Origin of the sequence: Fluviicola chungangensis, assembly GCF_007558725.1 — a bacterium.
In the GTDB taxonomy this organism is placed as follows: Bacteria; Bacteroidota; Bacteroidia; order Flavobacteriales_D; family Crocinitomicaceae; genus Fluviicola; species Fluviicola chungangensis.
The window spans coordinates 239,115-252,555 of record NZ_VLPL01000001.1; the positions used below are offsets into that span (position 1 = coordinate 239,115).

The 13,441-nt window shown below is 42.1% G+C and carries 9 protein-coding genes; 6 read left to right on the forward strand and 3 right to left on the reverse strand.

The features are described from left to right. Nucleotides 1-92 precede the first annotated feature (92 nt). The 3 genes from FO442_RS01145 (at nt 93) to yidC (ending at nt 4,775) form a co-directional block, all read left to right on the forward strand. On the forward strand, nt 93-1,001 hold the full coding sequence (locus tag FO442_RS01145) for a polymorphic toxin type 23 domain-containing protein (RefSeq protein ID WP_186279815.1): 909 nt from the start codon (nt 93-95) through the stop codon (nt 999-1,001). Nucleotides 1,002-1,193: 192 nt separating this feature from the next. Next, nucleotides 1,194-2,804, forward strand: coding sequence for a CTP synthase (locus FO442_RS01150; protein ID WP_144331300.1), 1,611 nt, complete (start codon nt 1,194-1,196; stop codon nt 2,802-2,804). Nucleotides 2,805-2,819: 15 nt separating this feature from the next. Then, nucleotides 2,820-4,775, forward strand: a complete 1,956-nt coding sequence (gene yidC / locus FO442_RS01155; protein WP_144331301.1) for a membrane protein insertase YidC — start codon at nt 2,820-2,822, stop codon at nt 4,773-4,775. Nucleotides 4,776-4,856: 81 nt separating this feature from the next. On the opposite strand, the gene FO442_RS01160 is transcribed toward yidC, so the two are convergent. From FO442_RS01160 to FO442_RS01170, 3 genes are all read right to left on the reverse strand, one after another. Beyond that, on the reverse strand, nt 4,857-6,023 hold the full coding sequence (locus tag FO442_RS01160) for a hypothetical protein (protein WP_144331302.1): 1,167 nt from the start codon (nt 6,021-6,023) through the stop codon (nt 4,857-4,859). Nucleotides 6,024-6,159: 136 nt separating this feature from the next. After that, nucleotides 6,160-6,630 (reverse strand): nuclear transport factor 2 family protein, encoded by a 471-nt coding sequence (locus tag FO442_RS01165; protein WP_144331303.1) that lies wholly within the window; start codon nt 6,628-6,630, stop codon nt 6,160-6,162. A gap of 65 nt (nt 6,631-6,695) precedes the next feature. Next, complete coding sequence (locus FO442_RS01170) at nt 6,696-8,270, reverse strand: S8 family peptidase (RefSeq protein WP_144331304.1); 1,575 nt, start codon at nt 8,268-8,270, stop codon at nt 6,696-6,698. Nucleotides 8,271-8,403: 133 nt separating this feature from the next. Between FO442_RS01170 and FO442_RS01175 the strand changes: the two genes are divergently transcribed. From FO442_RS01175 to FO442_RS01185, 3 genes are all read left to right on the forward strand, one after another. After that, entirely contained in the window at nt 8,404-10,959 is a 2,556-nt protein-coding gene (locus FO442_RS01175) for a S8/S53 family peptidase (RefSeq protein WP_186279817.1), read from the forward strand. Between the two features lie 37 nt (nt 10,960-10,996). Beyond that, nucleotides 10,997-11,638 carry a DUF5606 family protein gene (locus FO442_RS18660; RefSeq protein ID WP_186279819.1) on the forward strand — a complete coding sequence of 214 codons (642 nt, stop codon included), beginning with the start codon at nt 10,997-10,999 and terminating at the stop codon, nt 11,636-11,638. Between the two features lie 69 nt (nt 11,639-11,707). Further along, nucleotides 11,708-13,405 (forward strand): M3 family oligoendopeptidase, encoded by a 1,698-nt coding sequence (locus FO442_RS01185; protein WP_144331306.1) that lies wholly within the window; start codon nt 11,708-11,710, stop codon nt 13,403-13,405. The last annotated feature ends 36 nt before the right edge of the window (nt 13,406-13,441 follow it).

Sequence of the window (13,441 nt, forward strand, 5' to 3'; positions counted from 1 at the left end):
TGAGTTTGAAATAAACGGCATTTTATCCTGTTAATTGGATGTATTTCGTGAAGACGGACGATTTCGGTCTGAAAATTGTAAATTCGTCTTCCATGAACCGTCTCCTGTTTCTGTTCTTCCTTTTGTCGCCGGTAGTGGTTTTTTGCCAAAATCGCTGGAAACCTAATGCAGGAATAAAGGCAACTTTACTGGTAACTTTTGGTTCCCATCAAAATTCATTGGGAATCAAACTCGATTCGTATGTGGGAAATGATTTTGTGCAGTTGAATGCCGGTATTACAACCCGTTATTTTTTAACAAACCTGGGGAATCGTTCCGATTTCGGGGAACTTCGATTGAGTGCAGGAGGAGTTCTGATGTTCGGAAAAGGAAAAAATTCCGTAAACATGGATTGGGATGGAGCTTTGCATCAGTCCAAATCCGAATATTCGATTGGGTATGCACATTATTGGTACCTTGACCGGTTGGGAACTTCTCAGCGTTCCGGGGCTTGGAACCTGGGAATTCAGCGCATTGATATCTTAATGGAAAACGATGTGTTCGGAGGTCAGGCAAAAGATCGTTTCCGAACAGGAGGTCTGATTGTGTCTTATCGGGACAGTCTTTACAAAGCAAGTGTCGGCTTGATGATCTGGACAGGGGAAACAGGTGAGACGACCTGGGACAGAACAGCGATTCCGGGCGCTCCGAATGGTTACCGGGATTTGACATCCCGGCCTTTCGGCAAATTGAATCACGGAATACTTTACGGCGAATTAAAACACCGCTTTGTGGGAGTTCAGACAGCCGGAGCTCGCCTTGGATGGGACAGTGAACAAATCAGGCATATCTTCCAGAACAAACTCAGTCACGATTTGGTCCTGTTTCCAAAGAAAATGGTCCGCAGAACACCCCATTATCCGCGTTTGGATGAGTCGGGAAATAACGTTTTCTCAAAGAAAGAAGCCCGGAAACCCCGATTTTATTTTTCGACGTTCCTGAATGATGGATTGCCATATTAGATTTCCCGTAGGTACGCGATTAATCACGTACCTACGGGATTTTTCACGTTTCGGTACTGTTCACCGATGTTTTCCTTACTTCCAAATAAATAAAACCACCCTTCGCCTTTATTTCTGAAAAAGCATTCCAAACATTCGTGTTTATTCATTTATTTGATGTAATTTTGCGCCCCGTAGTTACAATTTTTATATATGTCCAATTCAACAAAATACGTATTTGTAACCGGGGGGGTAACATCGTCCTTGGGTAAAGGAATTATCTCAGCTTCTTTGGCGAAATTGCTTCAGGCACGCGGTTACTCTACGACCATCCAAAAATTAGACCCTTACATCAATATCGATCCGGGAACATTGAACCCGTATGAACATGGCGAATGTTTCGTTACAGATGATGGTGCTGAAACGGATCTGGACTTGGGACATTACGAACGTTTTTTGAACGTTCCTACCTCACAGGCAAATAATGTAACTACCGGAAGAATTTACCAAAGTGTTATTGAAAAAGAACGCAAAGGAGAATATTTGGGAAAGACTGTTCAGATCATCCCTCATATCACGGATGAAATCAAAGAACGGATCCAGATTCTTGGGAAAACCGGAAAATTTGACATTGTAATTACAGAAATCGGTGGAACGGTCGGCGATATCGAGTCACTTCCGTTTGTGGAAGCCGTGCGCCAGATGATGTGGGAATTTGAAAGCGATTGCTTAGTGGTTCACTTAACACTGATCCCCTATTTATCCGCTGCCGGTGAATTAAAAACAAAACCTACCCAACACTCGGTAAAGCAATTACTTGAATTGGGGGTTCAACCGGATATCTTATGTTGCAGAACAGAGCATGAATTGGATCTGACGATTCGTAAGAAAATCGCGAAATTCTGTAATGTAAGTATGAATGCGGTGATTGAATCGCGTGATGCAGAATCCATCTATGATGTTCCTTTGTTAATGCAAGCGGAAGAATTGGATAAGGTGGTGCTGGAAAAACTGGGATTACCATCGAAAAACTCACCTGAATTAGGAAAATGGAAAGAATTCCTGACTCGCTTAAAGAACCCGATCCAGGAAGTAAATATAGGTTTGGTGGGTAAGTATGTGGAATTGAAAGATTCGTACAAATCCATTTCCGAAGCATTTATTCATGGAGGTGTTGCAAATGAAGCGCGTGTGAATGTAAAATGGATCCATTCGGAATCATTGACAAAACAAAATATTCAGTCTGAACTGGAAGGATTAGACGGGATTCTGGTTGCTCCGGGATTCGGTTCAAGAGGAATCAGTGGAAAGATCGAAGCCGTGCGTTTCGCTCGTGAGAACAAGGTTCCGTTCTTTGGAATTTGCTTGGGAATGCAATGTGCAGTTATTGAATTTGCACGTCACGTTCTTGGGTACGAAGATGCACATACGACAGAAATTGCAGAAGATTCGAAATACCCGGTAATTTCCATGATGGCAGAACAAAAAAGCATTTCGAATATGGGAGGTACCATGCGTTTGGGGGCCTACAAATGTCAGTTGAAACCGAATACGAAAGTTGCATCGGCTTACAATACCGAATCCATTACGGAAAGACACCGTCACCGTTACGAATTCAACAATGATTATTTGGAAGCTTTCGAAAAAGCAGGCATGATTGCAACCGGAAAGAATCCGGAAACAGGATTGGTTGAAGTTGTTGAGATTCCGGAACATCCCTGGTTCGTTGGAGCACAGTATCACCCGGAATACAAGAGTACAGTGGATAATCCACACCCTTTATTTGTTGCTTTTGTGAAAGCAGCCATAGAATTCAAAAAATAGAAATAATAAATACGAATGGATAGGAATACAGTTATTGGTCTTACACTTATCGGAGCCTTATTGGTAGTGTTCACTTACATGAGCCAACCCAGTGAAAAAGAGGTTAAAGCTAAGCAGAAAGAGCAAAGAGAATTAGCAGAACAAGCAAAGAAAGATGCCGATTCAACAGAGAAAGCAAATAAGAACAAACCGGTTCTTGTAGCCAAAAAAGACAAAGACGGAAATCAACTGAAGGATGAAAAAGGCGGATTGGTGTATTTTAATGAAAAAACAAAGAAAGACACCATCATTACACCTAAAGCAAAAGTTCCTTCCAATGTGCTGGTAAAGGGAGAAATTGTTCGGCTGGAATCAGAGAAGTTAATCATTGACCTTTCTACTAAAGGTGGGATTGTTTCTGCCGTTCGGTTGAAACAATATGAATCCTATGTCGATTTTGCAAAAAAAGACGGTAAAATTACACCGCTTTATCTCTTTAAGGACGGGGATCATACAAACCAGCTGATCTTCAATATTGCTGGTAAAAAATATGTGACGGGGAATAAAGAATTCGAAATTGTTTCGAAATCCAAACACAAAGTCGTATTCAAACACGATGTAGCAGACGGATCGATTATTTATACGTACAACCTGAAAGGAGGATATGACCTGGGGTATACGATCGAAATGAAAGACCTGAACGGAAAGGTATTGCCGAATTCGGTGATGCTTGACTGGCAGATGGAAATGCTTCGCTCGGAGCGCTTGCTTTCGGAACAACGCAAAGTATCTACCATTTGCTACGAATCCGCAGAAGGAAAATTGGATTGGAACAGCGAAGTTGCTGAAAGCTATAAAGTGGCAGAAACCGATATGAAATGGGTTGCTTACAAACAAAGCTACTTCTCCTCTATTCTGGATGCTGACAACGGGTTCAAGGTAAAAGGGACTAAGTTTACGTCCACTAATTACAAACCTGGATCGAAGCAATTCTTTACACATATCCGAAAATACCGTTCACGTTTGAACTTGGGAATGCAATCGGTAAAGGATGGTAAAGCAAGTTTTTCCTGGTATTTCGGGCCGAATGATTACCATACTTTGGCTGCTTATGATAAGGATTACGACGATATCCTGAACTTGGGATGGGGAATTTTCCGTTGGATTAACCTGTATGCGGTTCAACCTGTATTTACGTTCTTCCTGAATTTGGGTGTAAACGCCGGTCTTGCGATCTTGCTGTTAACGATCATCCTGAAATTGGTTTTAATGCCTGTTCAATGGAAAATGTTCGTTTCATCTGCTAAAATGAAGATCCTGAAACCGCAAATTGATGAAATCAATGCGAAGTATCCGAATAAAGAAGATGCGATGAAAAAGCAAATGGATATGATGGCACTTTATCGGGCCTCGGGAGCTTCCCCTTTGGCGGGCTGTGTCCCAATGCTGTTCCAGATGCCGATTCTCCTGGCGGTTTTCCGTTTCTTCCCTGCAACCTTCGATTTAAGACAACGCGGATTCCTTTGGGCAGAAGATTTGTCTTCATTCGACTCCATCTGGGATTTCGGAACATATATTCCGTTGTATGGTAATCACGTTTCCTTGTTTACGCTTTTAATGGCGGTGACTACTTTGGCGTATACCCATTTGAATTCGTCAAACATGACGCAGCAACAACAACCCGGAATGCCGAACATGAAAATCATTATGTACATGTTCCCGATCATGATGATCTTCTTCTTCAATAATTATTCTTCAGGTTTGAGTTATTATTATTTCATCTCAACCCTGATGACAATTATCCTGATGTTTGTTATTAAGCGTTTCTTTGTAGATGAAGAAAAACTAAAAGCAAAAATGGCGGAAGCTCAAACAAATTCTGCCAAGAAAGGTGCAACAGCTGCTCCGAAAAAGAAATCCAGTTTCATGCAGCGTTTGGAAGATGCTCAAAAAGCTCAGCAGGAACAGGCAAAGAATCGGAAAAAGAAATAAATCAAACTAATTTTCAAGATAACAGGGGCGTTTCGGTTAAACCGGGACGCCCCTGCTGTTTTATTTCGTTCTACTGTTTTTTCAATGTCCTCTTCCCCCGCCATTTGAAGGCCGGATAACCGGTCTGTTGACAGGAGCCCGACGTACAGGCTGTGTTTGCCTTTGCGGTTGTGGGGTTACACGTTGCGGTCTCTCAACAGGTCGTGGCTGTGGAGTAACCCGTTGTGGTCTTTCTACTGGCCGTGGAGTTGTAGGATTCCTTCTCGCCGGCTCAACGGTTCGCGTGTTTCCATGGTTATCTCGAATTGTCCCCCCATTTTCGCGGACCGGTCGGGGAACTTCCCTCTTCACTGCTTTCCGGTCCGGACCTGTTATCGGGCGGGCAGGTTCATTTTTTGTGCCGTCTGTTCTTCCTTTGACCGTTTGAGGAGTGGTTGTCTCAATCCGACCCTTAGAACCGTTTGCAGACTGGTTGTTGTAACTCGATCTTCCTTTGTAAGCTGAGCGTTGCGTCTCGTATCGTTTGCGCACCGTGTTGCTGTTGGAGTGATTCGTAACATAAATGGCATGTGCGTGAGGTACCTGGTAATAAGGAGTATAATGACACCAACCATGATAAGGCGACATACGCTGATAATAAACAACATAATAAACCGGTCTCCAGGGATACCACCACGAAGGATAATAATCCCAGTAATAAGGAGAATACCACGGGTCATAAAACGGATCGTATATGTACTGTACACAAGGCCAGTACCAAACATTTACAAATACAAGAACTGTTGGTGATGAGACAAGACTAGCCGGACCAGTCGATTTTTTAATCGCTTTTTCATCAACCGGTTCCATGATTGTTTCTTCCCCATAAATGGTTTCATTCCCGATTATTTGAAGTTGAGCTTCTTTATCGGAGCGTTTCTCGATGCCTATTGCAGCAATATCCTGGTTTTCTTTTTTATTGATCGGTACCTGGAGTAAAATAGCGTGATTATCGCCGTCTTTTTTATCAATTACACGGATATAATCGATCTTGTTGTCCCCGTTCAAATCCAGGTTGTTCACCTTGCTGGACTCCGAATTTAGTTTCTTTTCAAAGTCTTCCAGGTTTTTAGATTCCTTAAAGAGGTTCAGTGCTCCCTGTAAATCGAAATTATCTCCCGGCATACCGGTACTGTCACTTTCTTGAGCGAATGTGTTGAATGTTGAACCCGCCAACATGATCAACCCCAAATAAACTAATCGTTTCATGACTTTGGTTTTCTTTAAGTTACCAAAAACCATACAAGGATTTGTTTTATTGGAGCTAAAAAAAGTTAATGCTTCGGGTGAGCTTTTTTTCGTAAGTGAGAATTATTTTCACGAACGTTATTCGGTCCGTTGATCCTTATTCGCGTAAACGAATGAATTCCTGGATTTTGTCGTTTTCAATCAGAACTGCCAAATTGTACTGACTTAATTTCCAGTTTTTTCCCACTTTCACCAATACACCACTTCCCCTGCAATCCTTCATCCATGTATTGATTTTTTCATCAAACCAAGCCACTTTTCCGTCTTTGGAAATTTCGATGTGCCGTTCAATTTTTCGGAAGTCCCATCCTTTTCCCTGGTCAAAATAAGGTTTACAAAATGCCCCGAACTCCTCTTTGTTCCAGCGTTCTGACGGATCTGTCCCCAAGAAAATGAAATGATCGCTCATGAAAGCGAAGTAATTGGCGTAATTCGCTTCGGAAGCTGCTTTGTGCCAGTTATCGATTAATTGGTCGATTTGTTCTGTTTCGCTGGGCTTCGGATTCGTGAATCCGGTAATGAAGTAAAATCCGATGAACAGGATCGGAATAAATTTGAATGTTCTCATACGCGATAAAAAAAATACCGTCCAAACAAACGCTTAGACGGCATTACAATAAAAGGTGTAATCAATTACTTTTTAACTTTTGCCTGGCACATTTTTACTGCAGCCGAGATATCAATTACTCCACCGGTCGTAGAAAGTGTACCGAAGTCTACAGATGAACCTGTTCCCGGAGAAGGGATCATAGTTCCTTTGTATTGTTTTGCGGAAGCCAGCATGATATCTTTAATTTCTTTCATAGATAATGAAGGGAAATAAGATTTCAACAAAGCTGCAACACCTGACACCATCGGAGCGGCCATGGAAGTTCCCTGAAGAATCTTGTAATCACTTTGAGGAATGGTATTGTAGATCTCAAATCCCGGAGCAAAGATATTTACCTGGCGGGAACTGTAATTAGAGAAATCGGCAGCCAGGTGTTTTTTATCCCTGGTTGAGGCTCCAACACACACGTACATATCCAGCGGTTTGGATTGGAATGAATATTCATTCGTAGGGAAATTCGGGTTTTCATCTAAGTTTACTCCGTCGTTTCCTGCTGCATGAACCAATAAAACTCCTTTGGAGTCGGCATAAGCCATGGCGTCATATACTTCTTTCTGATGTTTGGAATAAGCCTTACCGAAAGACATATTGATCACAGAAGCTCCGTTGTCTACAGCATACCGGATTGCCAAAGCAACATCTTTATCCTGCTCGTCTCCGTCAGGTACTGCACGTACAGACATCAAACGAATGTTTTCAGCGACTCCGTCACCCCCCAATTCATTGTGTCTTGTAGCTCCGATGATACCGCCGACATGTGTCCCGTGCAATGCATCCGGTCCTTCCACATCATTGTTTCCGTAACGTACATCATTGAAATCATCCGGATCATCCCCAATGAACTGGCGGTCGTTGTAATCCATGTTCAACTGGTAATTTGCACTTGCATTCAAATGCTGAAGCCCTTCTTTAATAGCGTCTTCAGAAAGCTGACCATTTGCAATGTATTTTCCGATTTGCTTTAATTGCAGATCTTGCGGTGATTCTGCTTTCCACGCATCTACGTCTTTTTCCGTGAAGTTCTCACCCAGTTTTTCCACCAATTTTGCTTTAAGCATCGGGAACATTTGCTGCAATTGGGTGTATTGTTCCAAAGCACCCAGATTTTCCTGGCGTTCAGCTTCGATGGATTTCAGAAGTTCTTTGTATTTTGCATAATCTGCCTGTTCTGCGGCTGTAATACCCGACTCATCTCTGTCTTTGAATTTTGCATGCAATTCCGCACAGATGCGTGTTTTCTCCAAGCGAGCATAATCCTGATTCTGTCCATTCGGGTTCCCCAGGAAATTCCATCCATGTACATCATCTATATACCCGTTTTTATCATCATCAATTCCGTTGTTCGGAATTTCATCTTCATTTGTCCAGATCTTCCCTTGCAGGTCCTTGTGCTCAATATCAATTCCTGAATCGATCACTGCTACAATAACGGTTGTAGATTGCTGCTTCTTCAACGAAGAATACGCTTTTTCAGTATTCATCCCGGGAGTTGGGCCATTATACCAGTTTTTGATTTCTTCTGTTTTCTGACCATAAATAAAGTTCATTACGCCTACAGAAAAAAGGGCAAATGACAGTGTGAGAATTCTTTTCTTCATGACTATATAATTCTTTTTTTTGACGGGAATACAATTCCTTTTAAACAAATATCTTAATTTGCAGAAAGATATTGCGAGTATTCTATATTAAAGGTTAAAAAAGATGTTCATAGGAAAACTACTACAACAAGCGGTGAAAATAAATAAAATATTATTTATAGCAGGATTAATTTTAATTAATTCACTATCGGGCTTTGCACAAACGGATAATTTCCGGTTCAGGAAATTATTGGCAGAGCAACCGGGTATTCCTGCAGCTTTTGCAGTGGCTAATTCAGGGAATTTGGATGCCTTATTGGCTGATAAACAAATTTCGGTGAAACAGGTGACGCGTGAATGGATCTATATTCAGGCAAAACCAAGCTGGATCAAAGAAGCTATGGATTCCAAACGGATCAAATCCTTTTACCTGGAGTTTTCGATGCCAAAAGCATTAAACGATTCTACCCTGGTAAAGCATTTCGTGAAGCCGGTTCATCAGGGATTGGGCGGATTACAAACACCGTTTAAGGGAAAGGATGTCATTGTTGCTTTTGTCGATCAGGGATTGGATTACAACCATCCGGACTTTAAGGATGCCAATGGAAATACCCGTGTTCTTTATTATTGGGATCACACACTTCCGGTTGCTGCCAATACACCACAGCCCTATGGTTACGGTCAGTTATGGACTGCCGCGGATATCCAGGGAGGTACATGCGGAAGTATGGAAGAATCTTCTGCGCACGGAACTTCTGTTGCAGGTGCAGGCGTTTCAAACGGATTGGCTAACGGACAGGAAACAGGAATGGCTCCCGAAGCTAAAATTATCATTATCGAAACCAATTTTAATTTACCGAACTGGACGATGACTGTCGCCGATGCCTGTGACTTTGTTTTTAAGAAAGCCGATGAATTGGGACTTCCTGCAGTTGTTAACTTATCGGTCGGAACGTATTTGGGAAGCCACGATGCAACAGATCCTGCGGCGGTTTTAATGGATAATTTACTGGATGAAAAAAACGGACGGATCATCGTGTGCGCTGCCGGAAATTCCGGTTCCTGGGGGAAATACCATGTTCATGGTGAGGTGAATGCGGATACATCATTTGTTTGGGTACAACCGAATCCGGGAAGCCAGTTGGGACCGAATACCGTTTATTTGGACTTGTGGACAGATCTTTCGGATGCAGGATGGAGTTATTCCTGGGCAGCTAATTTGTCGTCCGGAAGCTTTGAAGAGCGTGCGGAACTGATTTATCGGGCAGCAAATACAGGGGTTGGATCGACCATTAAAGATACTTTATGGAACGGTTCGAATCGTATTGCTACTTTGGAGATCTATCCCGAAATTGTTGGTCCGAATCTGCATTTGGAATTTTATTTTACCAATGTGGATTCTACCGCTTACCTGTACGCTTTTAAAACGAAAGGATTGGGTAATTATGATGCCTGGAGCGGTTCTGCTGCAATTGCTTTGAACGACATGCTATCGACCGGGCTTCCTTCAGCAGGTGTTTACCCGAATATTCAATATTACAATATGCCGGATACTTTGCAGACGATCGTTTCATCCTGGAACTGTTCCCCGAAGGTCGTGACAGTTGGAAACATACGGAACCGATGGAGCCATATTGACAACAACGGAAATACTTATTTGCCCAATCCTCCGAATTACACAGCGGTAGGACAGTTAACACCTGCTTCATCAAAAGGGCCTACCAGAACTGGACATATCAAACCGGACGTAGTTGCTTGCGGGGATATTTCTTTGAGTGCAGGTCCGTTTTGGTTATTGAACGATCCCGGATTTAATTCAGCGATATCCAATGACGGGTTGCATGTCCGGAACGGGGGAACTTCAATGGCCTCACCTGTTGTTGCCGGAATTGCGGCGCTTTACCTGGAAAAATGTTCCGAGGGAAATTATCAAAGCTTCCTGGATGCGGTGCATTCTACTGCTTTTACGGATATGTTCACGGGAACTGTTCCGAATAATGCGTATGGTTACGGTAAAATCCACGCACTGAACCTGATGCTGCAATCCAATTTTACTAATACGCTTACAGCTGATTCACCTTTTTGTCCGGGAGACAGTGCTATTTCAACCGCCTCTATTCCCGGGTATTCTATTCAATGGATGAACGGCGATACTACATGGAATTCCGCGTTAACTGCTTCCGGGGATGTTTATTTTGCGGCGTACGACCAAAACGGGTGCGTTTCCTATTCGGATACCTTGACTGTTGTTGCGTACTCTGCCCCACCGGCTCCGGTAATTTATGTTAGCGGTACTTTACTTTCTACCGATCCGTATCCTAATTTGCAGTGGTATGAGAATGGAGTTGCCATTCCTGGAGCTACCGGAACCAGTTACACGATTACTTTACCATCTTCTTCGTTTTTTACTGTTTCACGAACCAGCACCGATGGATGTGAAGTTTTTTCACAACCTTACAATCCTTCGTTAGGAATTGATGAGTTGACCAATCAAATTCATGTTTATCCGAATCCGACCCGGGATAAGCTGACAATAGATGCTTCAGTTCCGTTAACGGATATTCAAGTGGTTGATGTTCAGGGAAGAATGGTGAAGTCGGTTGCGGACAGCAAACACGAAATTTCCATTTCAGAATTGGAAAACGGTACATATTATTTAATTATTCACACAGATGTTCAATACTTTCAGGTGAAAATTGTGAAGAATTAAAAAGAAGCAGTATTTTTGGCTCAAATAAATTAATCGAATGAATTTAACAGGTATAATTGCTATTTCAGGAAAACCAGGACTATATAAAGTATTGGCACAAGGTAAAAACAACATCATCGTAGAATCGTTGGAAGACAAAAAACGCGTTCCCGCTTATGCTTCTGACCGAATTTCTGCCTTGGATGATATTTCTATCTATACCTACGACGATGACAAACCGTTAAAAGAGATCTTCATTTCGATTTTTGAAAAAGAAAAAGGAAAGGAAACGATTTCTCATAAGGAAGATCAAAATAAACTGAAAGCTTACTTGGTTGAAGTGTTGCCTAATTTTGATCAAGAGCGTGTATATGCATCTGATATCAAGAAAATTTTCCAGTGGTATAACTTACTATTGAAAGCAGGTGCATTAATCCCGGAGGAAACGGAAAAAGAAGAAGCTGCACCAGCAAAAGAGAAAAAAGCACCGAAAGCAGCTGCTAAGAAAGAATCTGCAGAAGCTTCCGAAGAAGCTCCAAAAGAGAAAAAAGCACCTGCTAAAAAGGCTGCAACTCCTAAAGCTGCTGTTAAAACAACGGCAAAAGCTCCAGCTGCAAAGGCTCCAGTGAAAGCATCTGCTAAAACGACGAGCGCGAAAAAAGTGGCTGCACCAAAAACAGGTTCTTCCAGAGGGAAGTAAGATTCCAAAATATTTAAAAAAAAGTAGGGGTGGAAAATTTTCCGCCCCTACTTTTTTTATTTTTGTGATATGAGAAAATTTGTTTCAGCCGACTTCACCTGTGACAGTTGGGAATCCGTAGAATTCTATCTGTTAGATTTAAAAAACAGGGATATTTCTTCGAAAGAATCATTTAAAAAATGGTTGTTTGATAAAAGTGAACTGGAAGCCGTATTGGAAGAAAATATGGCCTGGCGCTATATCCGGATGACGATCAATACGCTGGATGAAAAGTTGACGGAGTCCTATCAATTCTTTGTGACTGAAATTCAGCCGAATCTGGCTCCTTTTGAGGATGCATTGAACCAAAAGATGATGGCTTCTCCATTTGTAAAAGAATTGGCTGAAGATAAGGCCTACGCAATCTATTTCAGAGGAGTGCAATCTGCACTGGAATTGTTTCGCGAAGAGAACATTGCACTCGAAACCGAATTAAGCACGCTGAGTCAGCAATTTGGAGCAATTTCCGGGAAACAGATGATCATTTATAAGGGAAAAGAACTGACTATGCCACAGGCGGCTAACTTTCTCAAAGACCCGGATGAAACAGTGCGCAAAGAAGTGTATGATCTGATTACTACCCGTAGGTTACAAGATCGGGATGCATTGGATGATTTGTTTAATCAATTGATCCAATTGAGAAACCAGGTGGCAAAGAATGCAGATTGCGCAGATTACCGGGATTACAAATTCAAATCATTGGGCAGATTCGATTACACTGTGGAAGATTGCCTGGCTTTTCATAATGCGATTGAGAAGCTGATTGTACCGATCGTGAAACAATTGAACCTGAAAAAATTAGAGAAATTAGGAAAGTCTAAATTAAAGCCCTGGGATACTGAGGTTGATCCGGACGGATTGGCTCCATTGAAACCTTTCGAAAGTGGTGAGGAACTGCTGGATAAATCGATTGCTGTTTTTCAAAAATTGGATGCTTATTTCGGGGATTGCCTGAAGACAATGAAAAGCGGTGGATTCCTGGACCTCGATTCAAAAGCAGGAAAAGCTCCTGGAGGATACAACTATCCGCTTTATGAATCCGGGATTCCATTCATATTTATGAATGCTGCCGGAGCGCAACGGGATTTAACCACTATGGTACACGAAGGCGGACACGCTGTTCATTCCTTCTTGAGCCGCGATCTGGAATTAACCGGATTTAAATCCTTACCCTCAGAGGTGGCTGAATTGGCTTCTATGTCAATGGAATTACTGACTATGGAATGGTGGAACGAATTTTACACCCATGAAAATGATTTGAGACGTGCCAAGTTGGAACAATTGGAATCGGTGGTAAAAGTATTGCCTTGGATTGCCCAGATTGACGCGTTCCAGCATTGGATTTACACTCATCCGACTCATTCCACAGCTGAAAGAACGGAGGAATGGGTTCGTTTGAACAAGCGCTTCGGTACCGGATTGGTTGATTATGATGATGGATATGAAGATGTACTGGAAAGTTCCTGGCAAAAACAATTGCATTTATTTGAGGTTCCGTTCTACTACATCGAATACGGGATTGCACAACTGGGTGCTCTGGGTGTTTGGAATAATTTTAAAAAGAACCCTGAAAAAGCCCTGACAGATTATAAAAATGCGCTTTCATTGGGGTATACGAAATCCATCCCGGAAATTTATGAAACCGCCGGATTGAAATTTGATTTTTCTCAGGCTGCATTGGAGGATATCAGCAAAAATCTGATGGATTCGATCAATGCATTGAATTAAATAACAGGTAAAAAGTAGGTACATGGTTAATCCCGT

Coding starts and splice junctions, on each gene's coding strand:
- FO442_RS01170 (WP_144331304.1), bottom strand. CDS start 8,270: ATGAAGAAAAGAATTCTCACACTGTCATTTGCCCTTTTTTCTGTAGGC.
- FO442_RS18660 (WP_186279819.1), top strand. CDS start 10,997: ATGAATTTAACAGGTATAATTGCTATTTCAGGAAAACCAGGACTATAT.
- FO442_RS01150 (WP_144331300.1), top strand. CDS start 1,194: ATGTCCAATTCAACAAAATACGTATTTGTAACCGGGGGGGTAACATCG.
- FO442_RS01145 (WP_186279815.1), top strand. CDS start 93: ATGAACCGTCTCCTGTTTCTGTTCTTCCTTTTGTCGCCGGTAGTGGTT.
- yidC (WP_144331301.1), top strand. CDS start 2,820: ATGGATAGGAATACAGTTATTGGTCTTACACTTATCGGAGCCTTATTG.
- FO442_RS01160 (WP_144331302.1), bottom strand. CDS start 6,023: ATGAAACGATTAGTTTATTTGGGGTTGATCATGTTGGCGGGTTCAACA.
- FO442_RS01165 (WP_144331303.1), bottom strand. CDS start 6,630: ATGAGAACATTCAAATTTATTCCGATCCTGTTCATCGGATTTTACTTC.
- FO442_RS01185 (WP_144331306.1), top strand. CDS start 11,708: ATGAGAAAATTTGTTTCAGCCGACTTCACCTGTGACAGTTGGGAATCC.